At 34.3% G+C, this 25,291-nt stretch carries 25 protein-coding genes and 1 pseudogene; 19 read left to right on the top strand and 7 right to left on the bottom strand.

The annotated features are described in order from the left end of the window. Positions 1 to 239: 239 nt before the first annotated feature. Positions 240 to 1,151, bottom strand: a complete 912-nt coding sequence (locus BFJ97_RS12990) for a DMT family transporter (RefSeq protein WP_068985079.1) — start codon at positions 1,149 to 1,151, stop codon at positions 240 to 242. Between the two features lie 126 nt (positions 1,152 to 1,277). On the opposite strand from BFJ97_RS12990, the gene BFJ97_RS12985 reads away from it, so the two are divergent. Next, entirely contained in the window at positions 1,278 to 2,723 is a 1,446-nt protein-coding gene (locus BFJ97_RS12985) for a PLP-dependent aminotransferase family protein (RefSeq protein WP_068985078.1), read from the top strand. Between the two features lie 928 nt (positions 2,724 to 3,651). Next, positions 3,652 to 3,857: pseudogene (locus BFJ97_RS23680) on the top strand (protein rep); the annotation flags it as partial. A 155-nt stretch (positions 3,858 to 4,012) separates the two neighbouring features. Here the strand turns inward: BFJ97_RS23680 and BFJ97_RS25205 are convergent. Next, positions 4,013 to 4,210 carry a hypothetical protein gene (locus tag BFJ97_RS25205; RefSeq protein ID WP_254660165.1) on the bottom strand — a complete coding sequence of 66 codons (198 nt, stop codon included), beginning with the start codon at positions 4,208 to 4,210 and terminating at the stop codon, positions 4,013 to 4,015. A 760-nt stretch (positions 4,211 to 4,970) separates the two neighbouring features. Here BFJ97_RS25205 and BFJ97_RS12975 point away from each other — a divergent pair. The 3 genes from BFJ97_RS12975 to BFJ97_RS12965 all read left to right on the top strand — a co-directional run bounded on the left by BFJ97_RS12975 (position 4,971) and on the right by BFJ97_RS12965 (position 8,378). Further along, positions 4,971 to 5,318: a VOC family protein gene (locus BFJ97_RS12975; protein WP_068985077.1), complete on the top strand. Its 348-nt coding sequence runs from the start codon at positions 4,971 to 4,973 to the stop codon at positions 5,316 to 5,318. Positions 5,319 to 6,185: 867 nt separating this feature from the next. Further along, positions 6,186 to 7,400 carry a tyrosine--tRNA ligase gene (gene tyrS / locus BFJ97_RS12970; protein ID WP_068985076.1) on the top strand — a complete coding sequence of 405 codons (1,215 nt, stop codon included), beginning with the start codon at positions 6,186 to 6,188 and terminating at the stop codon, positions 7,398 to 7,400. A gap of 456 nt (positions 7,401 to 7,856) precedes the next feature. Next, positions 7,857 to 8,378 (top strand): DoxX family membrane protein, encoded by a 522-nt coding sequence (locus tag BFJ97_RS12965; protein ID WP_068985075.1) that lies wholly within the window; start codon positions 7,857 to 7,859, stop codon positions 8,376 to 8,378. 131 nt (positions 8,379 to 8,509) lie between these two features. Here the strand turns inward: BFJ97_RS12965 and BFJ97_RS12960 are convergent, their stop codons facing one another. After that, complete coding sequence (locus BFJ97_RS12960) at positions 8,510 to 10,174, bottom strand: methyl-accepting chemotaxis protein (RefSeq protein ID WP_083227029.1); 1,665 nt, start codon at positions 10,172 to 10,174, stop codon at positions 8,510 to 8,512. Positions 10,175 to 10,621: 447 nt separating this feature from the next. Between BFJ97_RS12960 and BFJ97_RS12955 the strand changes: the two genes are divergently transcribed. From BFJ97_RS12955 to BFJ97_RS12910, 10 genes are all read left to right on the top strand, one after another. Beyond that, a complete protein-coding gene (locus BFJ97_RS12955) occupies positions 10,622 to 10,903 on the top strand; it encodes a CD3324 family protein (protein ID WP_068985073.1) in 282 nt (93 codons plus the stop codon). Between the two features lie 133 nt (positions 10,904 to 11,036). Next, the gene (locus tag BFJ97_RS12950) at positions 11,037 to 11,618 is read left to right on the top strand and encodes a GNAT family N-acetyltransferase (protein WP_068985072.1); all 582 of its coding nucleotides are present in this window, start codon (positions 11,037 to 11,039) and stop codon (positions 11,616 to 11,618) included. A 122-nt stretch (positions 11,619 to 11,740) separates the two neighbouring features. Beyond that, positions 11,741 to 12,256: a GNAT family N-acetyltransferase gene (locus BFJ97_RS12945; protein ID WP_068985071.1), complete on the top strand. Its 516-nt coding sequence runs from the start codon at positions 11,741 to 11,743 to the stop codon at positions 12,254 to 12,256. Positions 12,257 to 12,464: 208 nt separating this feature from the next. Further along, the gene (locus BFJ97_RS12940) at positions 12,465 to 12,842 is read left to right on the top strand and encodes a GntR family transcriptional regulator (RefSeq protein ID WP_068985070.1); all 378 of its coding nucleotides are present in this window, start codon (positions 12,465 to 12,467) and stop codon (positions 12,840 to 12,842) included. Beyond that, on the top strand, positions 12,842 to 13,699 hold the full coding sequence (locus BFJ97_RS12935) for an ABC transporter ATP-binding protein (protein WP_068985069.1): 858 nt from the start codon (positions 12,842 to 12,844) through the stop codon (positions 13,697 to 13,699). Before BFJ97_RS12940 ends, BFJ97_RS12935 begins: the two co-directional genes overlap by 1 nt. 4 nt (positions 13,700 to 13,703) lie before the next feature. Then, positions 13,704 to 14,318 carry an ABC-2 transporter permease gene (locus BFJ97_RS12930; RefSeq protein WP_068985100.1) on the top strand — a complete coding sequence of 205 codons (615 nt, stop codon included), beginning with the start codon at positions 13,704 to 13,706 and terminating at the stop codon, positions 14,316 to 14,318. Positions 14,319 to 14,342: 24 nt separating this feature from the next. Beyond that, entirely contained in the window at positions 14,343 to 14,600 is a 258-nt protein-coding gene (locus BFJ97_RS12925) for a hypothetical protein (RefSeq protein ID WP_068985068.1), read from the top strand. A 214-nt stretch (positions 14,601 to 14,814) separates the two neighbouring features. Continuing rightward, the gene (locus BFJ97_RS12920) at positions 14,815 to 15,336 is read left to right on the top strand and encodes a class I SAM-dependent methyltransferase (protein WP_068985067.1); all 522 of its coding nucleotides are present in this window, start codon (positions 14,815 to 14,817) and stop codon (positions 15,334 to 15,336) included. Between the two features lie 256 nt (positions 15,337 to 15,592). After that, positions 15,593 to 17,041 carry a PLP-dependent aminotransferase family protein gene (locus BFJ97_RS12915; protein ID WP_068985066.1) on the top strand — a complete coding sequence of 483 codons (1,449 nt, stop codon included), beginning with the start codon at positions 15,593 to 15,595 and terminating at the stop codon, positions 17,039 to 17,041. Between the two features lie 4 nt (positions 17,042 to 17,045). Next, complete coding sequence (locus tag BFJ97_RS12910; protein WP_068985065.1) at positions 17,046 to 17,954, top strand: D-alanine--D-alanine ligase; 909 nt, start codon at positions 17,046 to 17,048, stop codon at positions 17,952 to 17,954. Between the two features lie 86 nt (positions 17,955 to 18,040). On the opposite strand, the gene BFJ97_RS12905 is transcribed toward BFJ97_RS12910, so the two are convergent. Next, a complete protein-coding gene (locus BFJ97_RS12905; RefSeq protein ID WP_068985064.1) occupies positions 18,041 to 18,880 on the bottom strand; it encodes a YitT family protein in 840 nt (279 codons plus the stop codon). 381 nt (positions 18,881 to 19,261) lie between these two features. On the opposite strand from BFJ97_RS12905, the gene BFJ97_RS12900 reads away from it, so the two are divergent. Beyond that, complete coding sequence (locus BFJ97_RS12900) at positions 19,262 to 20,386, top strand: serine hydrolase (protein WP_139114437.1); 1,125 nt, start codon at positions 19,262 to 19,264, stop codon at positions 20,384 to 20,386. Positions 20,387 to 20,897: 511 nt separating this feature from the next. After that, positions 20,898 to 21,443 carry a cupin domain-containing protein gene (locus BFJ97_RS12895; protein ID WP_068985063.1) on the top strand — a complete coding sequence of 182 codons (546 nt, stop codon included), beginning with the start codon at positions 20,898 to 20,900 and terminating at the stop codon, positions 21,441 to 21,443. A gap of 26 nt (positions 21,444 to 21,469) precedes the next feature. Here the strand turns inward: BFJ97_RS12895 and BFJ97_RS12890 are convergent, their stop codons facing one another. Genes BFJ97_RS12890 through BFJ97_RS12880 form a run of 3 tightly spaced genes read right to left on the bottom strand, consistent with a single transcriptional unit; the run spans position 21,470 to position 23,779 of the window. Continuing rightward, the gene (locus BFJ97_RS12890; RefSeq protein WP_068985062.1) at positions 21,470 to 22,936 is read right to left on the bottom strand and encodes a serine hydrolase domain-containing protein; all 1,467 of its coding nucleotides are present in this window, start codon (positions 22,934 to 22,936) and stop codon (positions 21,470 to 21,472) included. Positions 22,937 to 22,943: 7 nt separating this feature from the next. Further along, positions 22,944 to 23,441, bottom strand: a complete 498-nt coding sequence (locus BFJ97_RS12885; protein WP_068985061.1) for a hypothetical protein — start codon at positions 23,439 to 23,441, stop codon at positions 22,944 to 22,946. Further along, entirely contained in the window at positions 23,438 to 23,779 is a 342-nt protein-coding gene (locus BFJ97_RS12880) for a PadR family transcriptional regulator (protein ID WP_068985060.1), read from the bottom strand. The genes BFJ97_RS12885 and BFJ97_RS12880 overlap by 4 nt, the downstream gene beginning before the upstream one ends. A gap of 162 nt (positions 23,780 to 23,941) precedes the next feature. Here BFJ97_RS12880 and BFJ97_RS12875 point away from each other — a divergent pair, with 162 nt between their 5' ends. Together BFJ97_RS12875 and BFJ97_RS12870 are read left to right on the top strand one after the other, a co-directional pair. Next, the gene (locus BFJ97_RS12875) at positions 23,942 to 24,463 is read left to right on the top strand and encodes a GNAT family N-acetyltransferase (RefSeq protein WP_068985059.1); all 522 of its coding nucleotides are present in this window, start codon (positions 23,942 to 23,944) and stop codon (positions 24,461 to 24,463) included. A gap of 30 nt (positions 24,464 to 24,493) precedes the next feature. Next, positions 24,494 to 24,838 carry a YunG family protein gene (locus BFJ97_RS12870; RefSeq protein ID WP_068985058.1) on the top strand — a complete coding sequence of 115 codons (345 nt, stop codon included), beginning with the start codon at positions 24,494 to 24,496 and terminating at the stop codon, positions 24,836 to 24,838. Positions 24,839 to 25,291 lie beyond the last annotated feature (453 nt).

The following is a 25,291-nucleotide window of genomic DNA, read 5'->3' as shown; positions in this document are numbered from 1 at the left end:
TCATATAAGGCTAGGTATGATTGGATGAGTGTGCATAACGAGGAATGATATCAGAAATCGTAATTGAAAAAGTATATCTTGCATAAGGGGCAACAGATTTACGTAAATCAATTGATGAGCTAGCGGCTATTGTAAAAGAAGAATTTGAGTTAGACACCTTTTCAAACGCGAGCCATGAAGCAATCAAACTTGTTTTGTAAACAAAAATGACCACTCTTAGGACGTGGTCACTTTTCATACTAACTTATCTTTTTTAAATTGAGGGCTGGGTTTATCACTGCTCCTTTTTTCACAACATATAACCCAGCGAAAATAACAAGTCCACCAAACAATTGCATGATATTCACCTGTTCGCCTATCGTTACAGCTGCAAATATAACTGCAAATAGTGGGACAAGATACATATAAACCATTACTTTTGTTGAACCAATTTTACTAATTCCAACATACCACATTGCTAGTCCAAAAATCGTTGCAAATATAATAGAATATCCTAACGATCCCCAACTTAGCGTATCAGACGGCAATGTTAAGGAGTCTACATTTATTAAGCAGTATAAAACAAGCGGGACAATTCCTAATAACGTTGACCAAGCGGTTACTCGCATCGCAGAATATTTTGTAATTAGCGGCTGAGCAAGGATTGGATACCAGCCCCATGCGATTGACGCAACCAATCCAATTATATTTCCAAACCATGCATATTCATATGCAGATTGGTTCGTATGCCCAGTTAATAGTACAAGTGCTGCTCCTCCGAAAGAGAGCATAGATCCGATTTGTATTTTCAGAGAAAAACGTTCTTGTTTATGCAATACAGCTAAAATCCCTGTAAAGATTGGTGACATCGCAATTAGTAATGAGGCGTTCGTCGCAGAAGTATATTTTACTGAAAGCATAAATAGCGTTTGATATAATGTTGTCCCAACAATACCAACCACCAAAAGTCTCAACCAGTCTTTCCTCCCTATACGTAATGAACGTTCCATAATAAAGGTAATAAGTAGCAAAATTGGTGATGCAATTAAAAATCGCATACTATTAAATTGAATGGATGACATATATGCCACTCCATATTTTCCTATCGAATAGTTTGCTCCCCATACTAAAGCAACTGACATTAGGAGCCATTCCATTTGCTTTTGTTTCATCCAAATCTCTCCTTCACACATTTAGTATAGAGAAATTGGCCCCCTGTTACACCAGCCAATTCACTGTTTTTTCACACAGCCAATTTGCTATAATGGTTAGAATGAAGGAACAAGGAGACGTTACAATTGAAATGGAAGTTAGATCTAGATAGTAAAATTCCGATTTATCTACAAGTTCTTGATTATATTGAAAGGCGTATTATGTACGGAGAGCTTCCACCAGGGAGTTTTCTCCCTTCGGAACGCAAGCTAGCAGAACAGCTTCAAGTAAATCGAAGTACAATTACAACAGCCTATAATGAACTACGTGCAATTGGAATTGTTGAGAGTACAACTGGAAAAGGAACAAGGGTGAGTACACAGATGTGGGGTGTATCACCAAAATTCGCACCGAATTGGAGTGGTTTTGTGGAAGGTGGGACATTTTTACCTAACTTACCACTACTTCGTTATATTCGTGAGGAAGTACAGCAAAATGAAAATATCATTGATTTTGCAAATGGTGAACTTGGATGTGATTTATTTCCGCATCAGCAATTACAAGCAATTTTGCATCAACAACCACTAACGCAATCGTTAAGCTATGATCACCCACAAGGATATCTTCCTTTACGAAAAATTGTAGCTAAGTATATGAAGGAGCATTTACAAATTGATGCAACCGAACAATCGATTATGATTACTTCCGGTGCGCAACAAGCACTGCACCTTATTGTGCAATGTTTATTAAATCCAGGTGATGCAGTAGCATTTGAAAGTCCGTCGCATTGTTATTCCTTACCTCTTTTTCAATCAGCTGGCATTCGCATTTTCCCATTACCTGTTGATGAACATGGCATTCATCCAGATGATGTTCATGAACTTTATCGAAAGCACCGGATTAAAATGATTTTCTTAAATCCCAATTATCAAAATCCAACAGGGACACTCCTTCATCCAAAAAGAAGAGAAACACTTCTATCTTTATGTGCCGATTTACGAATTCCGATTGTCGAAGATGACCCTTCTAGTTTATTAACATTAGAAAATAGAGAACAAACATGTTCAACATTAAAATCAATCGATACAAACGGAACAGTCATTTATGTTCATTCTCTGTCTAAACTGATAGCACCAGGCTTGCGAATCGGCTGGCTCGTTGCTCCTCAGTCCGTTATTGAACGATTATCAGATGCAAGGCACCAAATGGAATTAGGCTTAAGTATCTTTCCGCAATGGATTATGCAACAATTCTTTGAAACAGTTCCATTTGAAACACATTTACAACAGCTACGTTCTAAATTATTACAAAAAAGAAATGTATTGGTAGACGCATTACAATGCTCCCTACAGAAGGAACTCTCATTCCCCGTGCCGACAGGTGGCATTTACATATGGGGAAAATTAACGCAACCTATACAAGAAAAACAACTCACTATTCAAGGTTTAAAACAACAAGTTGCCTTTATGCCTGGCAGTATTTTTGGTGCAAAAGATGGTTATATCCGTCTATCATATGGAAAAGTAGATATAAATGATATTACTGAAGGGATCTCTCGACTTCAAAAAGCAATCAACTCTTGTTATAAGTAAAGGCTTCCAACTATACAATTGGAAGCCTTTTGATTTACATATATGATTTGTACCAATCCGGTATATAAGTAAATGTAAAGTAACTCCAAAATATACGATAAAAGTTGATTTTGGAGTTATTTTTTGTTTACCTCACTTTTTTTGGCACACTACAACTGGATGGCATATCCGTTGACCATGGCAAGACTTTATCAATTTCTTCTTTATTTTTCAATCGGTATTGGGGAGTGTTTCAAACAAATAAAGAAGATAGTGATAGGGACTTAAACTAGTAGGTGGGGAATATTTGACGCTTACAATTAAAATGGATTTAATAATTGGAATAGCTATTGTACTTATTGTGTTTTTCTCTTCAAGCATAATTGAAAAAAGGTTAAAATCTATTGAAAAAAAACAATCGTGTAATAGAAATACTGGAAGACATTAGAGATAAAATATAAATTGATATTCCACTAATAGGTGCTTTAGTGCAACAAGGATTTATACAATATACAAAACAAACCTAATAAACGTTCTCAAATGAAAGTTTGGAAACACATCAAAAAGCCACAAATGTTGTTAAATCAACGTTTCGTGGCTTTTCTTGTGAACATTGTTTATACATCTTTTTATACATGTGGCGCAAACGGTTGATGTAGCAGTATGTTTACTTGTTGGTTTGTTCTTCACTTTGCATAAAATCCTGTATATTTCTGTAACGTTATACGCATAAATCTGACGGGACCCCATGTTGCGGAAAATATGATAATTAGAAAAAGTAAATTAGTTTAAACTAGTTTCAATTAACTCATTTTTTTGAATCAAAATTACTAAGAGCCATAGGTAATAAAACGAATCGTACAAACAAGAACAATCTCGTTGTTCCTTTATTGGTTCGTTTAAATCATCTTAGAATCAACGTTAGTTCGTTCTTTCGTTGGAACGTCCGCTCAAAGATTTGGAAGAAGAATTGTATCGAAAACGTATGGTTTCATATGGCGGATTGCTGAAAGAAATACATAAGCAATTGAACTTGGATGACATCGAAGTTGGTGATTTGATACGGGTGGATGATGAGGATTCGGATGTTGAAGAAAAAGCGTATTCGATTGTTATCAGTGGAACTGGAAGGCGCAAAATTATTTCATTTGTTAGGAGGAGCAATTAATATAATAAAAGAGGAACGAAAACATCCAAGTGAAAGGGTCAATAAAGAATTGCTGGAAGCTTACAGTCACTATAACCGTATCTATCAGCGGTCGCCAGAAGAACAAGACTATATGGCTTTGTTGCGAAGAGAACTGTTAGAATTACATATTTTTATTAAGATTTTTTTTTTCCAATAATGAAACAATTAATAATAAAACGATAATAAAAACAAAGGGAATAGAATAAGGGATATTTGAAATAAAATTAGGGATATCAATTATTTTTAAAAAGGTTAGAAGCGAAAAAAAAGCCATTATGCCTAAAACTCCTGATAACATTAGTCTTATTTTTTTAAGCATAATTTATCATTCCTTTCGTTAGTAGTTTCCGTTTGCTTACCTACGCATTCTGAACATTCTTTTGTTCATTGCTATCAATCTTTTTCATGTTCCTCTTTTTTTTACTTTTCCCCGGGTATGTTAATAACATATCATTAGTTATGAATATTAAGAAATCAAGTTTTGTTAATAATTGAACAAAAATTAGGGAAAGTCAGTAAATTATCTATTACTTCCGAGAAATTTGTTTTAATTTTGCTTGTTTTTATAGTGTAATAAGTTACTATCTTTCACTTAATCAATATTTTGTGTTCATATCTACATGAAATAGTTCCTAATTTAAATCGTGTTTTCCGCCTTCTTTGCTTTTTATCAATTTTTGTAATAAATAGAACAAAAATTGATAAGTTCAAAAGAATACTTATCGACAAAATTTTGGATGACAAAATCGGCGATCTGTTTCTAAACGTAGCCGAAGTAATAAGCTATTACTGAAGATCGCTAGCCAGTTACCCCTAATCCTCCATGCAGTGTCATAGCTTCGCTTGTTATACGGGATCTAAGCCCCAACCAGCCTCAATCATGTTTCTACAAGTAGGGGGCGAACGGTTTAGTTGACGGGGTCAAGCCCCACGAGCAGTTACGTTCTAGCCTGGCTACTACTATAATAAAACCATATAAAAAATGGTCAACCAGAAATATCTGGCTGACCTTATAATACGAACGGAGCAGTATAGTAAAAGAAGGGATTAAATTTAAAGAAAGACAGGGGTTAGATACGATGATAAAAGGTTTCGGAGGAATATTTTGGAGAACGGAGAATCTGGACGTTGTGAAAAAATGGTACAGTGAAGTGCTGAAGATTGAAATGGGAGATTGGAATGGGACTGTGATTAAACCTCAATTAGGAAATGAGACTATCTTTTCTTTCTTTAGTGAGAATGACAGTTATTTTCCAACAGAACAACAGGTGATGTTAAATTTCCAAGTGCATGATCTAGACGAGACTATACAGCATCTTGAACATATTGGTGTACCTCTTGTAAAGAAAAAAGAGGTTAGTGAATTTGGACAGTTTATTTGGATAAAAGATCCTGAAGGTCGACTGATCGAGCTTTGGGAGAAATAGCGGGTGTAATCGTTAATTTAACTTCTTTCAGCAAGTGTTTTTTGTACCGAAAGCGTAGCGTAAATCAATCACATTTTATGGAGATAAATAAATTTATTGACAATTCTAATAATGGTGCTATGATAATTATCAAGATTTGCATAACAAAGAATTGTTGATAACAGTTCGGAGTATAAGAGTAAAAGCGTTGAAGAGAACGAGTAGTTTTAACTTCAATCAACGTCTGTCCAAACATCCACTGAAATATAGGAACTCAGTCAAAGAACGCCACGTCCTGTGGCAACGACTGAGTGACCAACATCATGTTGGCCAAAAGCTTCGGCGGATGTCACGGAATCGGTTAGGAGTTCACAAAGGATGTTAGCCTAAAATCATCGCATCCATGCGATAACGGCTAATTGACCTGCATCGGTGCTGCTGCCGCTACGCTTTCGCGCAAAAAACATCTGCAGGCCTAAGCACAAAGCCGATTCCAGACGCAATTATGCCGAGGCATAATTGATTGAATACCTTACAGAAAGTAGCCGGATGCTGAGAGGCGCAAGGAAAGTTAAAATGAATACATCTTGGAGCTGCGTACCGAACTTTAGTAGGCTACGACGGGTTTGCATCCGTAATCAATGCAAAGGTATCGCAATTTTGCCGTACCTATTGAGAAGGGTTATGTAAATAACTCTTAAATTAAGGTGGTAACACGTTCATAAACGTCCTTTAGGTTAATTCCTAAAGGGCGTTTTTTATCTTCATTTAGTAGGTGTCCTACATCGAATAAAGATAAAGCATCCGGACGCAATTACGCCAAGGCGAACTTGATTTTTGCTCTTATAGAACTTGCAATATTAATTCATATTTAAGGAGTTGTATTGTATGTTTTTAAAACCAGAGGAACAATTAGAGATTATTCAAAAGGGTATAGACCAGATTGTGAATGAAGAAGAGTTATTAGCAAAATTGGAGCAATCTTTTAAGGAACAAAAGCCTTTAACGATTAAGCTTGGTTTAGATCCTTCTGCGCCAGATATTCATTTAGGGCATGCTGTTGTTCTACGGAAAATTAAACAAATGCAAGATTTAGGTCATCGAGTTGTCATTATTATTGGCGATTTTACAGGCCGTATAGGAGATCCAACAGGAAAAGCAAAAGGGCGCGTTGCACTAAGTGATGAAATTGTTAAGGAACATGCTAAAACATATTGTGAGCAAATTTTTAAAATTTTAGATGAAGAAAAAACAACTGTACGTTTTAATAGTGAGTGGTTATCAAAATTAACATTTGAAGAAGTCATTAAATTAGCTGCGACAACTTCTGTAGCGCGTATTTTAGAGCGGGATGATTTCCAGAAACGCTATAACAACCAAGTACCAATTGGCATTCATGAATTCTTCTACCCATTAATGCAAGCATATGATTCAGTTGAAATTTTAGCTGATATTGAATTAGGGGGTACCGATCAAACATTTAATATTTTAATGGGGCGTACATTACAAAAGCATTTAGGGCTCGAAAAACAAATTGCCATTTTCATGCCGTTATTAGAAGGATTAGATGGTGTTGAAAAAATGAGTAAAAGCCTAGGGAATTATATTGGAGTCAATGAAGCACCAGAAGTAATGTTCAAAAAAATAATGGAAGTACCGGATGCATTAATTATTAAATACTTTGAACTTGCAACAGATGAGCATCCTAGAGTGATTAAGGAAGTGGAAAATCGATTATTAAAAGGGGAAAATCCACGAGATATAAAACTAGAATTGGCAGAGATTATTACTACTTTATATTATGGTGAAGAAGCTGTGAAGGAAGCGAAACAATTTTTTGAAACAGCTTTTCAAAAGAAACAAATCCCTGATAACATTCCCTCAATGTTAATTGAAATAGGAAAAGAATCGGTGCTAGATATTATTCCAGCATTGATTGCAAAAAACTATATTAAAAGTAAAAGTGAATTTATGCGATTAATTAAACAAAATGGTGTTTCTTTAAATGGTGAAAAAATTACAGTAGATGACACTGACCAAATTTTAATGAATGGGGAGGTTTTACAAATAGGGAAGAAACGATTTGTAAGATTTTTAAAATAAGGGGTAAGAGGAGTGGTCAACTTTCCGTTGCAACCACTCCATTTTTTATGGAGATTTGAATTCGTTATTATCACTAGTAAACCTTATAAATCTCTCCTAAATATACCATTGACGATAATAATTAATATTGATATTATCTTTCAGTAATGATTATCATTATCAATTGTAAAAGGTAAATCCATTGAAAAAATCATGACAATTTTGCACTAAATACGATCTTAATAGTATCAGTTGCTAAACACCACGAAGGAATGGATGGAGATGTAATGATAATTCATAGGACTGAAAATGGAATGGAGATTAAGGCTGTTTATATACCCTTAAAGGAAAAGAGGGAAGATGACTGAGCTCGTCACGTTGAAAATGTGGAAGAGTTCCACGAACCAATAAATTAAGTCTGATAGGTCTATAAAAAATAGTAAGTTAGAATTTTAATAATAGGGGATAATTAAGCTTATGACATTATTATCAAAACGATTTGGAGAACAAGTCTTTCAATTACTAGTTACTTTAATGCGTCTTCTTTTTGGGGTTGGGTGGCTTTTTGCTGGTATAACGAAAATTACGGAGAAAAATTGGTTTAGTGAACCTGGAGTATTTATAAAAAACTATTTAATAATGGCACTTGATAAACCAAATGTGCCAGAATTTTATAAGTACTTCATTGCACATTTCGCATTAAAACATATTATGTTTTTTAATTACATGATTCCAATTGCTCAGATTATAATTGGTATTGTTTTAATAATGGGATTAATGATTATTCCTTCCGTTATCATTTGTCTTCTTATGCATATTAATTTTATTCTTTCCGGAAATATGAATTTAATTAGTTTAACTCTTTATACTAGTGCATTTTGTATATTGCTATTTTTAAATCGTAGCTATGTTTTAAGCTTAGACCGTTACCTTGGTATTGAAAAACGATTTAAAATAAAGAAACAAAAGATTGGAAAAACCATTAATTCAATAGCGTAGATAGATCCTTTTTTACGAAGTGTTTGTAATCAAACTATATTTTAAAAAGTGGATCTCTAATACATCCATAGAAAAAGCTGATTCAATGAATCAGCTTTTTTACTATAGAACTCAATATAATTAACTTATCCTTAAATAATGAATTTTTTCATTTCTCCTCGTAAAGCATCAGCAATAGCATTCAGGTCCTTAGCTTTTTCAGAAACGGTCTCGATGCTGTTAATTTGTTCATTTGCGGAAGCAGAAACTTGTTCTGTCCCTGCAGAGGTTTCGACTGCAGAAGCAGATATGTTTTGAATCACACCAATGATTTGCTCTTTGCGCTCATTCATCTCATAAGATAAATGTTTCACCTCTTGTGCTACTTCACTTGTTTGATCTAGAGCTGCCTTTATTGTATTAAAGATCTCACTCGTATCCTCTGTAGCTTTTGCGTTTTGTTCAACAATGCTAAGGCTCGTACTAATTTCCTGTACAGCACTTTTAGAAATATCCTGAATTGCGGTGATTTTGTTTTTAATAACTTCAGTTGCTTTAGATGTCTGTTCTGATAATTTTCGAATTTCATCAGCAACAACTGCGAAACCTTTTCCTGCTTCGCCTACACGAGCTGACTCAATGGAAGCATTTAGAGCCAATAAATTCGTTTGATTTGCGATATCTGTAATGGTATTGACAATACTTGATATATCAGAAGATGTTTTATCTACTTCTTGAACGATGCTACTTACCTGTTGTGAAGACAAGCGATTCTTCTCTGACCAAATAGAGAGTTGGTTGACGGTTTCCACACCTTGATTACTTAAATGATCAATATCCTCTGTCATGGAAGCAATCTTCTCTGTACGCTCCATAACGCTGTCAATATTTACAGAAAGCTGATTTAATTGTTCAGCACTTTTTTCTGTATCATGAGCCTGTTCTTCGGTAGCTTTTGCTATTTCATTAATGGCTAAGCTAATTTCATCAGTTGTACGTACTGAATCTTCAGAAATTTGCAATAAAATATTAGAAGAATCTGATAACTCGGAACTGGTTTTATGTATATTGACGGTAACATCCTTTAATGCCGACCGCATGCCAGAGATTCCTTTTGCCATAAGCCCAATTTCATCTTGATGATTTAATAACTTCTCTAATTCTAGGTTTTCTGTAAAGTCTAAACTTGCTGTTTGATGAATGGCTTTTTCAAGATTTTTAATGGCAGCGACAATGCGACCAATAATCCACCACATTAAAGCACCAATAATTAAAAAGCTTACTACACCAGTAATAATCTGATAGGTTAGAACAGAGTTTGTAATGGATTGAATGCCGCTTTCAGGCACCCCAATGTCGAGCACGCCATAAAGCTTGCCATCTTTATATATAGGCTCCATGATGTCATATGTCCATATACCTTGAACTTCAGCGTACCATCTTATAAATTGGTTTTTCCCGTTTTTAGCTCCATCAATCGTGTATTTGTCTTCATACACTTTTCCTAATTTATTTTTATCACTATGTGCCACCGCTTGAACGTTTGTATCAATGACAACAGCATAAGTTACATTATCTTGTTTTGCTTTTGATTCCACAAAATCTTGTAAAGATGAAATGGGGTCACTTTCTGAATTTAAGATAGTCTCCGCTTGTTTTGCCATTTCAAAGACCTGTTCGTTGGCTTTTTCAATTAAAACTTCTTTGCTATTTTTTCCAACAAACCATACTCCAAATAAAGAATTGACTACAGATGACAATAACAGCAAACCTAATGTAAATAACAATAATCGACGCTTAATACTTTTGCTTTTCAAATAGTTTCCCCCTTTTAAATAATTTATATGTAAATTCAGTTATTGAGGTTCTTTATGCCTATAAAAACTCAATAAATGCATAATTTTCAACTTTAGTATTATGCAAAAAAGACGGATTGTCAATAACAGATTATATAAGGCTTATTACTTAATAAATAAGAAGTTAAGGTGTAAAAGTCCCTTTGTTGTTTAATGAGTTTTGAAGTTTTGAATAGGTCGAAAATGCCTGTTTAAAATATATAGTAAGTTGGTAAAGCGGAAGTCAACCACACGTTATGGTGATGAGCCAATATTTCAAACTATATGGTATAATATGGATTTAACTTACGAAAAACAAGGGGGATTGTTTGATGAGAAGGTATACTATTTCTGCATAGCAAAGGCTATTGCGATAAGATGAAATGGCCTTTGCTCTTCCTAAAAAATATTAATGTTTAGGAGTGCAATATGAGCTATAAAAAAGCAAAGCATATTCTACCAGTGGAGTTACTTGAGTTGATACAAGAATATGTTGATGGTGAATATATTTATATACCGCGAAGAACAGAACATAAAAAGACCTGGGGATCCAGTACTGCAACTAGAAAAGAATTGGAAGTAAGAAATTCTAATATTTATAACGATTATCTATCGGGAGTGGATACGGGTACTTTAGGTGAAAAATATTATTTGTCCTCAAAGAGTATTCAAAGAATTGTACTAAAAGAGAAAAGAAGAAGAATAGAATAAGCCAGTGTGGTTTTTGACTGCAATGGCTTATTCTCTTTTATGAAATATGTATAAGGTTTTTTCTAGTAATATAGGTCAGCTATAATCTAATCAGCTTCTTTTGATTTCTATTCAAAAAATAGGAGAGAAAAAAATGAACTTTTCCAAATTATTAGGAACCACTTTCCCAACAGTACAAACTGAACAAATTAAATTAAGGAAGTTGAGATTGGAGGATGCCCCTACATTATTCAATTATTATTCAAATGAAAATGTATATCGTCATCTCGATTGGAATGGACCAGAAAGTTTAGAAAGATGTTATGAAGTAATGAATGCTTGGAATGAAGGCTATGATGAAGGTTGGATTTTACGTTTTGCTATTGCCAACAAAGTAACTGATGAAATTATTGGTACCATTTTCTTGAGTGAATTTGCAGGCAAACGAGCTGAAATTGGCTATGAATTATCTGAAGAATATTGGCATCGTGGTATTATGTCGGAAGCTGTGAAAGAAGTATTATCAATAGGATTTAATCAGTTAGGTTTAGTGAGAATACAGGCAATTGTTACGGAAGAAAATATAGCTTCAAAGAAGTTATTGACGAAATTCAACTTTAAGGAAGAAGGCTGCTTAAGACAATTTGAATGCCATAGTGTTACGGGCGAATGTAAAGATATGTTGATCTATAGTTTATTGCATACAGAGTTTTCGAAGAAGAATGACGAGTATTGATCTGTATTTTTTCACTTATATCAATAAGGACTAGGGGATGGCTATGAACAATTTATTTACAATCGACTGTGGTGAAGTATTACTAAGAGAATTTAGAATTGAAGATGTGGAGGCACTTTAGCTTGGACATAGCAATTAATAGTTTACAAGAACATGACGCAGAAGAATTGTATCAGTTTGAGAAGAATAATAGACTATTTTTTGAACAAATGGTACCTAGTCGTGGGGAAGATTATTATAAGTTTGAAACGTTTCAATTAAAACATAGAGAGCTATTAGCAGAACAACAAGAAGAAAAATCAAAATTCTATTTAATAAGGGACAACTCAGGCAATATTGTTGGAAGAATAAATTTAGTAGATATTGATACAACGAATAATATTGCAGAAGTTGGATATAGAGTAGGTAAAGAATATGGCGGCAAAGGGATAGGGGCTACAGCCTTAAAACTACTTTTAGAAACAGAGATCAGTGTACAAAAGATTAAGGCAAAAACAACAACAAATAATATTGCATCTCAAAAGGTTCTTGAAAAAAGTGGCTTTAAACAAATCTGTATAAGTGATGATATGTTCGAAATGAATGGTCAAATATTGCAGTTTATACATTACCCTTGGAAGAATGATTCTAATCATTAGCCGTCTGTCAAATTCAAATTTTTCAACGAGTTGTGATGATGAATAGGCAAGGTTAACAACATATTTAAATACAGAAAACATGAGGTTTGTTTTTTCAATCTCATGTTTTCTTTTTTGTGTTCAATACTAATTTTACTTGCAAAATAATAAAAATGTAGATATATTGTATATAAAGTATATACACAATATTCATTGAAGAGGTATTTGCATGCAAATTATAATTTCAAACAGCTCAAAAGAGCCAATTTATGAGCAAATTTATGCTCAAATCAAAAAGCTTATTTTAACAGGTGAATTACAAGAAGGGCAGGCATTGCCTTCTATGCGACAGCTTGCAAAGGATTTAGAAATTAGCGTTATTACAACAAAACGTGCTTATGAAGAGCTTGAAAAAAACGGATTTATTTATTCGATTGTTGGAAAAGGTTCATTCATCGCCGAACAAAATAAGGAAATGATGAGAGAAAGAAAAATAAAGGTAATCGAAGAAAATTTGTTGATTGCTATTCAAAACGCAAAAGAGATGAATCTAAGCTTAGCAGAGCTTAAGGAAATGCTTACATTATTGTATACGGAGGATGCATGATGGAAAATGTTATTGAATTACAGCATATTCATAAATCTTTTAAAGGATTTGAGATAAAGGATTTTTCTATTAATGTGAAAAAAGGCTTTGTTACTGGATTTATTGGAGGAAATGGGGCAGGTAAATCAACGACGATTAAGTTGATTATGAACTTACTTAAGCAAGATAGTGGTACGGTTTCAGTGTTTGGCATGGATTATAAGAAGCATGAAAAAGATATAAAGGAACGTATTGGTTTTGTCTATGATGAAAATATCTTTTATGAAAATTTAACGTTAAAGGATATGAAAAGGATTATTAAACCAGCCTATAAAAACTGGGATGATACCGCTTTTCAACGCTATGTTAACGAATTCGAACTGCCACTGAACAAAAGTATGAAAACATTTTCAAAGGGAATGAAGATGAAAGCTTCGTTAGCGATTGCACTAGCTCATCATGCGGAATTAATTATTATGGATGAGCCAACTGCCGGGCTCGATCCAATCTTTCGTAGAGAGTTACTAAATATTCTACATGAACTAATGCAGAATGAAGATAGAACGATTTTCTTCTCGACGCATATAACAACAGATTTAGATCGCATTGCGGACTATATTACCTTTGTTCATAATGGGGAACATATTTTCACGAAAGAATTTTATAAAATTGAAGAAGAATATGCCATTGTAAAAGGGACATTAGATTTATTGGATCGTGAAACGGAACAGGAGTTTATTTCAATCCGAAAAACGAACACAGGTTTTGAGGCATTAACAGCGGATAAAAATCGTGTGATAAACATATTTGGAGATACTGTTATTGTGGAAAAGCCAACGCTTGAAGATATTATGTATTATACGAAAAAAGGACGGTAATGGTATGGTTAACCTTATACTTAAGGATATTATAATACAAAAGAATACGATAATATTCTACATTGCTACGATTATACTCTATTTGTTGGTAGATGTTTCGCCAATCTTCTTAGGAGTTTTATATAGTGTCGTATTTATCATGACTGCTTTTTCTACGGATGAAAAAGGTAACGCGAATATTCTTCTAAATTCACTTCCATATACAAGAAAGGAAGTCGTCAGTTCTAAATATATGGGTGCATTACTATTTACATCCGTTATTATTTTTATCATATATCTTGGCGATTTCTTCTTGAATGGAATGGGAGAAGTGTTTTTATGGAGAGAAATACTGCTTATTATGGGGCTTGTTATGGTTACAATATCTTTTATACTGCCAATCTCTTATAAATTCAAAAGCAAACATTTATTGATGATTTTAGTTGCTTTAGTTGGTCTCTATCTAGTAACAATCACCATTTTAATTCCTAATCTCCATGATATATTAAGAGAGTTTGTTCAGAACTTCCTGGCTTTACAAGAAACGCAAATGTATTTCGTAGCTATCCTTACAACGGTTATTTTATATATTGGATCGTGGCTACTGTCTATTCGTATATATGAGAGAAAAGCTTTTTAGGATGTAGTTTAAAGGAGGGTAATTGTGGATAAATCTAAAGCTCTTATTTCTACGTTAGTGACCTTACTTGGGATTTTTATTGTTTTTGGGTTATTGGATAAAATCGAAGTTGATGTAAGAGGAACTGACAATCTATCTGGAACTTTAGATAATGTAGGCATTACATTTATAAATTTATACAATATAGAAGCTTATAATATTGGTGCGAGTATTGCTGTAATGATCTCTGTATTATATTTGATTTTTGTTTTAGCTAATAAAAAGCCAGCAAATGAAAAATAACTTGATCCGATTAGACCAAGTTATTAATACATAATAAACGGAGTGGCACCTCTTTAATAAAACGCTCCATTAAAAAACAGCTTGATCTCATAAAAAATGGGGTTGAAGCTGTTTTTGATTTTTACTGTGTATGCTCCTTTCTGTTTATCTTATGTTCAGTGTAATTGATTTAGGAAATATCTATAAATATAATATAATAAGGAGAAAGAATATTTTGTCTATTTTAAGAATGTTAAAAATTCAGAATGGTTGGCGTAAAATGCTAATTAAGTCGAATGAACAATTGCTTATTTTACTGGATAATTTATTGCGTGAACCACAAAATTTTTGGAATGAATTTTATGATAAAACATTTAAAAAGATACCTTTCTTTGTTAATAAACCTGATGAAAATCTAGTTTGTTATTTAGAAAAAAAGATGATTCAGCCTAGTAAAGTTTTAGAGCTAGGCTGCGGTGCAGGACGAAATGCCATTTACTTAGCGAAGCAAGGTTGTTCAGTTGTTGGTGTTGATGTATCGGATAGAGCATTACAATTGGCGCAAGAAAGGGTTGATGAAGCTAACATAAATGTAGAGTTAATTGGTTCCAATATCTTTGAGCTGGATCTACAAGAGGAGAGTTTTGATTTTATTTATGATTCAGGCTGTTTCCATCACATAGCCCCTCACCGACGTGTGACGTATATTGAATTGATTCATACATTAAAACCAGAGCTCATCTCTATTATGTCCTGATAGAGAGAAACCCTCAATCTGATTGAATGGAATCATAATAAAATAGAAATTTATTATTTTTAAATAACTTTATGAATGAATATAACTTCCATTTTGATCTATTTTTTTCAAAAAGGGAGTTTTTCTTTTATTATAAACACAACGCTTGCAATAAATGTGGTTTCTTTGAGCAACCACTACGAAAGAAAAATACATAGGGTGTGGACCTTTTAGGTTAAATGTAGTTATGCAAAAATGAAGCAAGGGGGTCAAGGGAGTGTTTAATGATTTTAAGCTTATAGATGATCGTCCGGTATATGTGCAATTAAAGGATTATTTAAAGGAAATGATTATGAATGGACATCTGCTGGAGCATCAGAAGCTTCCTTCCACCCGTGAACTAAGTAAATTATTATCAGTCAGTAGAAATACAGTACTGAATGCATATGCAGATTTAGAGCAAGAGGGCATCATCTATGCGGTGAAGGGAAAAGGCAATTTTGTAGGAAAGGTCACAACATTGAAAACACCATCCATTGAATTGAACTGGAAGGAAAGACTTAATAAGGCTACCTTGTTAGCCGATGAATTAGATTTAATAAGGCAAGATATTCATTGGAAAAAAGGGATGATTTCATTCAATAGTGTTGCTCCGGAAGAAAAGCTATTTGACGTTGAAAATTTTAAGAGGGCTTTTTTGACGCGGATGTCCATGGAAGGGGATATCGTTTTGAATTATGGCTATGCGAAGGGCTATAAACCTCTAATCGAGTACCTGCTGCACTATATGGAAATGAAGGGCGTCGATACTTCCAATAAAGACATTTTGATTACGAATGGTTTTACGGAGGGACTGGATATTTTAATATCCTCCTTAGCTAAAAAATCCGGCCGAGTGCTTTGTGAAAACCCTACACACCATGCTGCATTAAAACTTTTTCGCTTACATGGACTTGAAATACACGGAATTGACATGCAGGATGATGGGATCGATATTGATCAAGTAGAGAAAAGCTTATTAGAAAAGGATTATGATTTTGCATATTTAATCCCGTCCTATCATAATCCGACAGGGATCGTTACCTCCTCTGAAAAAAGGAATGCTATCATTCGACTTTTTTCGAAACACCAAATCCCTATTGTAGAGGACGGCTTTAATGAGGAATTACGTTATTCAGGCTCCCATTTAGCGCCGCTTATGACTTTCATTGGAGCGGGTAACAGTATTGTTTATATTAGTAGCTTTTCAAAAATTTTATTCCCAGGCTTACGTGTTGGTTGGATTTTAGCAGATAAGCAACTCATCCATTGTTTAGAAAGTATGAAAAGAGCGCGGACTATTCATACATCAACACTAGATCAGGCTGTTCTTTATCAATATTTACAAGACGGCTATTTTGAAAAATACTTAAAAAAGGCCAGATCGGTCTATAAGAAAAAATATGAACTAGCCCGTCAAGCTTGCAAGCAATACATTTCTTTTAAAAGAATGACGGGAGATGGTGGACTTCATCTCTTTATTGAGTTAGAGGAAGGAATAAACGCTCGGATCTTATTAGAAAAGTGCTATAAAAAGGGAGTTGTTTTTTATCCTGGAGATGTTTTTTACACGAATGGTGGGGGAAGTAACACATTTCGATTAGGATTTTCTCGGTTACAGGACGAGAATATTGTCCTTGGTATTCAAATCATTGGTGATACTTTAAAAAATGACATGGGGAGTTGAAAAAATGAGAGTTGGCGTTGTTATGGGAGGGGTATCCTCAGAAAAACAAGTCTCAATTATGACAGGGCAAGAAATGATTGCTCATTTAGATCAGAGTAAATATGAAGTTGTAGCAATTGAACTACATGACAAAAAAGAGCTTATAGAAAAGGTGAAAAACCTGGATATAGCCTTGTTAGCGCTTCACGGTGAATTTGGAGAGGATGGAACGATTCAAGGTGCCCTAGAAACGTTGGGTATTCCATATACGGGAAGTGGGATACTATCAAGCAGTATTTGTATGGATAAAAATGTATCCAAAAAAATTCTTCGTTATGAGGACGTTGAAACACCGGACTGGCTTCATTATTCAAATAGAGAAGAGCTTCAGTTAGATCAAGTAGAAAAAATGGGCTATCCTCTAGTCGTAAAACCAAATTCGGGTGGCTCTAGCGTAGGCGTACAAATAGTACATGATAGTGAATCTTTATTAGCCTCTGTTGCTGAAGTATTCAAATGGGGCTCTGAAATCATTATTGAAAAGTATATTAAGGGCGATGAAATAACATGTGCCATTATTGATGGCAAGCTTTTACCTATCATCTCAATCAGCCATACAGCAGCGTTTTTTGACTATAAGGCGAAGTATGATGATGAAGCAACGATTGAAGAGGTTGTTGAGTTACCGCCTGCAACCCATGAACGTGTTGCTAAAGCCGCAAAAGCCTGCTATAACGCATTAAAATGCAGTGTTTATGCTAGAGTTGACTTGATGGTGAAGGATGGAATCCCGTATGTCATGGAGGTCAATACATTGCCAGGGATGACCCAAAATAGCTTGCTACCTAAAAGTGCACTTGCGGCTGGAATCAGTTATACGAAATTGTTGGATATGATAATTGAATCCTCCTTAAAGGTTAGGAAAAGCGAGTAAGTATGCATAATAAAAAAACACCTCTACGTTAACAGGTGATTACCCTGTTTCAACAAAAGGTGTTTTTCAAATTCAGTTCTTATAAACTAAGCTTTCGATAATTCAATAAATCCTTGTCCAAACACATCTCTTACATCGTGAATGGCGATAAAGGCATCCTTGTCTATTTCTTTAACGATTTTCTTTAGCTTTACAACTTCCTGTTTACTAATGACAATATAAAGAATTTCTTTTTGCTCTTTCGTATAATAGCCATGACCTGATAGGACTGTGACGCCTCGATTCATAAAACCACTCACATGGCTGGCAATCTCTTCGGGCTTTTTCGAAATGATCGTAACTGCCTTTTTAGGGTTCACACCTTCAATTACAAATTCCATTACCTTCGTTCCGACATATAGCATAATAATAGTGAGCATTAATGCTTCTGCCCCAATAATAAAATAAGATGAAAAAGCAACAATTAAATCAAAGAATAATAAGCCATAACTAACACTCCAGCCTAGATATTTGTTCGTCATTCTAGCTAAGATTGTTGAACCTGCTGTTGTTCCACCAACTCTTATAATTAAGCCTATGCCAACGCCAGCAAAAACCCCGCCAAAAATAGTATTCACAATAATTTCATTTGAAGAAATAGACCATGATTCTGTCAAATGTAAAAAGAGTGAATGGAAGGATACGGCAATAATCGTATAAATCGTCGTTTGTCTACTTAAGAATCTATAACCAATCACTAATAAAACTGCGTTTAGCAAAAAGCTTACAATACTTGGCGACCAACCAAACAGATAAAACGCGATAATTGTTATACCTGTTACGCCACCTTCACCTAAATCATTAGGAATAACAAATAAGTTTACAGCCAGCGCAAAAAGCAGCGACCCAACCATAATCATTAAAATATCCATAATGTATTTCTTCATACACACACCACCATAAAAAATTGATTTTTTCCTAAAGAACATACTATATCAAGTTCTATTCATATTATATACTTTTTGGAATGTTCATTTGTGATAAATCTGTAATTGTTAGTATGTCCTTTGTCAGAGAGAAAATTGAATAGTATATTTGCGTAGAAGAGATGGCCAATGGTGATGCCGGAAATATTGGTGTAAATTGGGGTATTTTTGAAAAATTGCCTATATAAATATAGTAAGTTACACTATTAAGGAGGTCTAGGCTCTTAACATCTTGGAGGCATTGAAGTGGGGAGTTACTAAAAGTGCAGATAGCATTGCGTGTGGATAATGCTAACTCCACAGCATTGCAAGAAGGGGCTTATTAATAATGGAGGTATTAATTTGAATATAGTACTTTGGATTATCGCAGGTATATTAGTTTGCGGTGGTTTAGTGATGGGAATTGGATTTTGGATGTTTAAGAAAGAAATAAATGAAGAGAATCCTGACTATATTGTACAATTCATCAGGGACAATATAGCTAGTGAAAATGTATCCTTAGCGATTAATTACAATAATGAGAAATGGGTAGATGTTAATACGAATAAGCAATTTCCTTTAGCCAGCACGGTTAAAATTATTATAGCCATAGAATATGCACAACAGGCAGCAGACGGACGTATAAGTCCTCAACAACAAGTTAGTTTAAAGGAATTAGAAACATTTTATATTCCAGAAACAGACGGTGGGGCACATGAAGCATGGATCTCTGAGTTAAATCAAAGCAAAAATATTGATAGCGTACCTTTAAGTGAAGTAGCAAATGGAATGATTGCTTACAGTTCTAATGCAAATACGGAATATTTAATGCGAGTACTAGGGCTTCAAAATATTAATGAGGTTCTAAAGAGTTTGGATCTAGTAGATCATGAACTTTTATATCCAAGCACAAGTGCAACGTATATTCCTACTCAATTGATGAATGAAAAGAATATAACTAAAGAAGAAACATTAAAAGTTATGAAAAATATGGATATGGCTGAATATCGGGATCGAGCGCTGAATATTCATTATAACTGGTTAAAGAATCCTCTTACTGATGAGGAGAAAAAACAGTCATTAAAAACTCTAAATATGGATATACAAAAAGTATGGTCTGATCGTTTGGTAAAAGCAACTACAGCGGACTACATTTCTATTTTAGAAAAGCTCAATAGTAAAAAATACTTTCATGAAGATGTACATAAGTATCTTGATCCAGTCTTGGAACAATTAATGCAAAATCCTAAAAATCGCGAATGGCTAACTCATGCAGGTCAAAAGGGTGGATCTACTGCATTTGTTTTGACACTAGCGTTCTATGCAAAAGATAAAGATGGTAATCAGACGGAGATTGCTTTTTTTGCTAATAACTTAAGTATGATAGAACAAGCAAAATTATCTAAAAACCTGAATGGTTTTCAATTGAAATTTTTAAAAGAAGAGAAGTTTCGTATGCAACTAAAAAAAGAATTGTCCGAGATATAAAATTCTTGTATAGTACTGCAGGTGTGTTGTTTAACCACTTTTATTCATCACAAAGCTCTATTTCCACTACGGGTAATCCTCTCTGATATATGAAAATGAAGTACATTCCGTCCGTGCTTTGCATACGATAATTTTATCTACATTCAGCAAATGGTTTGTAATGAAAGCGAAGTTCCTACCTCTGAAGAAGCTGGGATGAATGCGGATGTGGTTTCTTTTCAGGGTATCCAAACATCTACTGAATGAAGAGATAGCCTCCGGCGGATGTCACGGATTTTGAAAGGATGTTAGCCTAAAACCTTCGCATCCTGCGAAAACGGCTAATTGACCTGCATCGGTAAAAACGCCACATCCTGTGGAATTACTGAAATGACCGACATCGTGTCGGCTCTCGTGCAGGCCTAGGCACAGGTCAAAATCCGGATGCATTGTTTATCTGTAGCGAAAGCGAAGCGTCAGCTACAATTACGCCAAGGCGAAATTGATAATATGTATGAGAGGATTGAAGTAAATGTACTATCCTTATTACGGAAATACATCGGTGTATAATTATGGTTATCAACCTGTGTACTGGGCTTATCCTAACAATGTAGCATATGATAACGGACCGAATTCCTTCTATTATGTCAACAATGGCAACAACAATCCCCAGCTAAAGGATTATGGACCAAAGCCCTTTGTCGTTAACATCGAAGAAGCTACTAAGCAGAACAATAATTACCGTACTACACTATGGACGGGATCAAATTTGCAGGTTACAGTTATGAGTCTTAATGTTGGAGAAGATATTGGCTTAGAAATGCACCCTCATGTTGATCAATTTTTACGTATTGAACAAGGCAATGGAGTCACTCAGATGGGTCCTAGCAAAGACAATTTAAACTTCCAAAGAAATGTAAATGAAAATTTCGCAATAATGGTTCCGGCTGGTACGTGGCATAACGTAACGAATACAGGGAATATACCCCTAAAACTTTACACGATATATGCTCCGCCAAACCATCCATTTGGCACTGTACATGTTACGAAAGCAGATGCGATGGCTGCAGGTGATTAAGGTTTAATGAAAAAGACAACTCCTACTTAGAGAAGTTGTCTTTTTTGATGTCGTTTAAATGATATATAAATAGATAATAAGCCATTTAATGTTAAAAGAGTAACCATTAATATAGTCAAAAAGGCAATGTCAGGAGAAAAAGATCTAATAGTGTTCCAAGGTGATCCTGTACTATAACTCAATAACGGAATGGTGAAAATTGCCAAAACTAAAAGTGTTATACCGAAAATACGCCATACACGTCTTTTTTTCGATTTTTTTGATTTTGCCTTTATTAGTAGGCAAATAAACATCGCGAAAAGTAAACATAATAGAGCAATTGTTATGAGTTGAATAGTAGGTTTATATTTAGGTACATCAACCGGTTCTTCTCCGTTTAAAATATTGATAATCCCTTGTTTAAGATATAGAAGTGCCTCTTCTTCTAATATATGGCTTTTATTAGTGAGAATCACACCACCCCAACCTGTTTCCGGTATAAAAAATACTTCTGAACGTGCATCAGGGTTTGAACCAGAATGCCATATCATCTCTTCTTTTGAGTTTGGATTTGTGATTCGTACACCAAGGCCATAATATCGATTTTTACTAGTTTGAACGAGAGGGGATACATAAAGGTCCATAGCATTTTTGCTTAAAAAATTATTATTGTCAGATTGACTAAGAAGTCTAATGTATTGGACCATATCTGTTGCACTTGCTGTTATATATCCATATGGTGCCCCGCCATTATCGTAGGTTACTGAGCTTTTTCTTGGAAGACCAAACCATGACTGATAGCCAGATAAATATCCTTTTTTATAGGCCATGCTTTCATTAGCGGCTGCATTTTTCATCCCTAATGGTGAAAAAACTTGTTCTTCCATATACTCAGAATAGGTTTGATTGGTAACTTCTTCGATGAGAGCACCCAGAATAGAAAAGTTAGCATTACTGTACTGGTGTTTTTCCCCAGGTGCAGCAGTCAACTTAACATTCGATAAACTTTCTACATTGTCCTTTATAGCACTTAAATCTTTAGATTCTTTATCTGAAATAGATAAGCCAGAATAAGTGCTTATCCCACTAGTTTGTGTGAGTAAATGTTTGATGGTAATTTGGGATGCTACTTGTTTATCTTTAAGCGTAAACCATGGAATATACTTTTGGACTGGATCATCTAATTGAACCTTGCCTTCATCAATTAATCTCATTATGCCTAAGCCTGTTAATGATTTACTAATAGAGCCAATTGCAAAAGGAGTGTCAGTAGTTACTTTTTCAGCAGATTCTCCCGTTACGCCCCACGATTTGGAGTAAAAAAGATCATTATTATGAACAATGGCAATAGATGCCCCAGGAACTCGCTGTTCTTTCAAAAAGTTTTCGACATAATTATCTAAAGTACGCTCAATATTTTGTTGTGCGGAAATTTGTGAGACTGGGAGAAATAGATTGAACGGAATCAATAATAAACATATTAATATAACTTTAAATATCGGAAATGTTTTCATTGTTATGTCACCTATTTCTTCCAATAAATTTTACTGCAAGTATAGATATTGAACAGGAAATAGAAATACTCATTAACATCAGTAAGGAATTCCACCAAGCATTATTAGAAATTTGGTAGACAATATGATAATCAAATGTTGCGTTCATATGTTGCGGGTTAAAGGAATCCGTTAAAAACATCGATAGTATTAGTTGGGAGCCAAGATAGGCAACAATAAAAGTACAAAATCCAATAATTAATGATAATCCTGGTCTACTTTTCCGTATTTGTTGTATTTCCGAATGAAGGTCGATCCCCTTAATCTCTAGAAAATCTTTAATAAATGTCGTAGTATCTCCCAATTCATCTATACTATCTATTCCATAGTCACGACATTCTTGAATATGTTCTACCAGCTGCTGTTTGATATTCCTTCTTTCTGTTGTGCTGATACGATACTGTTTCAATTCCTTTAGGACTTCGTTTAAATATTGCTTTTCTGCTAAACTCAATTCCATTGTCATTCAAAAAGTTCTCCTTTCAAACCACTTTGCAGTAGTGATTTTATATCTTGTTGTAGCTCCAACCACTCGTTGATTTTTTTTTGAAGATACACTTCTCCTTTTTCATTGATTTCATAATAAACTCTAACCTTCCCGTTGTCCGTCATTTCACGGTAAGTATCAACCCATTCATGATCCTTCAGCTTAGTCAAAATGGGATAAATGCTGCCTACTCCTTTCAGTTTTAAGTTGTGTTTTTCTAACTCCTTCATAATTTCATAACCATAACTTTTTTTCTGCGACAATATAGACAACACGCACATTTCTAAATGACCTTTTATTAAACTTGTTCTATCCATAAATTGACTTTAACAAAAGTATATACTTCTTTCAAGTATATGTTTTTGTTACGAATACTTTTGGGAGGACATAAAATTTCAAAGCATATATCATGCAGCATAAAGGAAATGTGGTATTTTAAGTTCAAGAACGCTAATTTTATTCATTGGAGGATTATATGAATGGAATATCTACTATTAGTAGACGAAATTGAAAATTTAGTGGAATTACTAACTCAAAATAAGTGGATTCATCATATTGACCAAATTTTAAAAGAGGAATCTATTCGAAAAGCGTATGCAGAAGGATACTATCAAAACGATCGCGAAACGCATTGGATCATTGATAATGAAGAAAAGGTTGGGATTATCATAATTCATGACATAAATGCAATCCCATTATTCGATATCCGTTTAGATGCACGTTATAGAGGAAAAGGATACGGGGTAAAGACACTTCTCTGGTTACAAGATTACTTGTTTGGAGAAAGAGGTAAGATTCGTACTGAAGGTTATACGAGAGTTGATAATATTGGTATGAGAAAATGCTTTACGAAAGCAGGTTTTGTGAAAGAAGGTTATTTAAGAAATGCTTGGGAAAATGCAGATGGTACGGTGACAGATAGTATCTTATATGGTGCAATTAAAGATGATTGGATGTTAGGTAGAACAACGCCTATAAAAATGGATGATGTACCCTATTAAAAATTTTAGGTTAGAAAAGGGTGTAGTGGAATGTACACAGAAAAAGATTTGCTAAGAGCTTTAAAAAAATCCTGGTCAAGTCAATCAAGTTCAAAATGGAGTCTAGATAATCCGGCAAGAGGACAATGCGGAGTTACTGCATTAGTTGTAAATGATATTCTTGGAGGCGATATTTATAAAACATGGCTTGATGAAGGCTGGCATTTCTATAATATGCTCGCAGGGGAAAGAAGAGATTTTACAGAAGAGCAGTTTTCGTACAACCTCGAATATCAAGACCTTTGTTCAAGCAGAGAAGAGGCTTTTCAAGATACCAATGATGCTCAATATAGCTATTTAAAATCGCAAGTTTATGAGAATTTAGGACAAGGATAGAGAGTCGAAGGAAGAAATGTTGGTATCACAACAACTCTGCTAAATCTCGTTTCCTCCATGGTGAGGTTTACATTGGATGAAAAATATCAAACATATCTCATTCTAATTTGTCTGATTCTCTTGATAGTTTAGTATGGCATAGTACTATTTTGATTCCAGCTTAGCGATTCATCCTGTGATAAAGTAATCTTTGAACTTTTGCGGAAGTGTTTTTTTGAATGATAATTTACCTTTGTTCATTTCTATATTTAGCTATTCACCAAAAGTTGGAGATGGAATATTCGTGCAATAATACATCCTGTTGCCCCGACGCCCTCAGGAAAGCGCTCAGCAGGAACGAAAATCACCCTATTTTATAGTGATAAGCCATATTAATTTAAATTTATTCTTTTGTTTATAGTTAAACAGAGATGTTGTTAAGATAACATCCTTGCTTTTTTTTACACTAAACAA

Source organism: Lysinibacillus xylanilyticus (assembly GCF_001708185.1).
GTDB classification, from domain to species: Bacteria; Bacillota; Bacilli; order Bacillales_A; family Planococcaceae; genus Lysinibacillus; species Lysinibacillus xylanilyticus_A.
Note: the sequence above shows the minus strand (reverse complement) of the source record. Positions and strands in the feature narration are given on the sequence as shown.

What these genes read in the sequence shown, in the direction of transcription:
- BFJ97_RS12990 (WP_068985079.1), bottom strand. Translation starts at nt 1,151, where the DNA reads ATGAAACAAAAGCAAATGGAATGGCTCCTAATGTCAGTTGCTTTAGTA.
- BFJ97_RS25205 (WP_254660165.1), bottom strand. Translation starts at nt 4,210, where the DNA reads ATGCTTAAAAAAATAAGACTAATGTTATCAGGAGTTTTAGGCATAATG.
- BFJ97_RS12975 (WP_068985077.1), top strand. Translation starts at nt 4,971, where the DNA reads ATGATAAAAGGTTTCGGAGGAATATTTTGGAGAACGGAGAATCTGGAC.
- tyrS (WP_068985076.1), top strand. Translation starts at nt 6,186, where the DNA reads ATGTTTTTAAAACCAGAGGAACAATTAGAGATTATTCAAAAGGGTATA.
- BFJ97_RS12965 (WP_068985075.1), top strand. Translation starts at nt 7,857, where the DNA reads ATGACATTATTATCAAAACGATTTGGAGAACAAGTCTTTCAATTACTA.
- BFJ97_RS12955 (WP_068985073.1), top strand. Translation starts at nt 10,622, where the DNA reads ATGAGCTATAAAAAAGCAAAGCATATTCTACCAGTGGAGTTACTTGAG.
- BFJ97_RS12950 (WP_068985072.1), top strand. Translation starts at nt 11,037, where the DNA reads ATGAACTTTTCCAAATTATTAGGAACCACTTTCCCAACAGTACAAACT.
- BFJ97_RS12940 (WP_068985070.1), top strand. Translation starts at nt 12,465, where the DNA reads ATGCAAATTATAATTTCAAACAGCTCAAAAGAGCCAATTTATGAGCAA.
- BFJ97_RS12935 (WP_068985069.1), top strand. Translation starts at nt 12,842, where the DNA reads ATGGAAAATGTTATTGAATTACAGCATATTCATAAATCTTTTAAAGGA.
- BFJ97_RS12930 (WP_068985100.1), top strand. Translation starts at nt 13,704, where the DNA reads ATGGTTAACCTTATACTTAAGGATATTATAATACAAAAGAATACGATA.
- BFJ97_RS12910 (WP_068985065.1), top strand. Translation starts at nt 17,046, where the DNA reads ATGAGAGTTGGCGTTGTTATGGGAGGGGTATCCTCAGAAAAACAAGTC.
- BFJ97_RS12905 (WP_068985064.1), bottom strand. Translation starts at nt 18,880, where the DNA reads ATGAAGAAATACATTATGGATATTTTAATGATTATGGTTGGGTCGCTG.
- BFJ97_RS12895 (WP_068985063.1), top strand. Translation starts at nt 20,898, where the DNA reads ATGTACTATCCTTATTACGGAAATACATCGGTGTATAATTATGGTTAT.
- BFJ97_RS12890 (WP_068985062.1), bottom strand. Translation starts at nt 22,936, where the DNA reads ATGAAAACATTTCCGATATTTAAAGTTATATTAATATGTTTATTATTG.
- BFJ97_RS12885 (WP_068985061.1), bottom strand. Translation starts at nt 23,441, where the DNA reads ATGACAATGGAATTGAGTTTAGCAGAAAAGCAATATTTAAACGAAGTC.
- BFJ97_RS12880 (WP_068985060.1), bottom strand. Translation starts at nt 23,779, where the DNA reads ATGGATAGAACAAGTTTAATAAAAGGTCATTTAGAAATGTGCGTGTTG.
- BFJ97_RS12875 (WP_068985059.1), top strand. Translation starts at nt 23,942, where the DNA reads ATGGAATATCTACTATTAGTAGACGAAATTGAAAATTTAGTGGAATTA.
- BFJ97_RS12870 (WP_068985058.1), top strand. Translation starts at nt 24,494, where the DNA reads ATGTACACAGAAAAAGATTTGCTAAGAGCTTTAAAAAAATCCTGGTCA.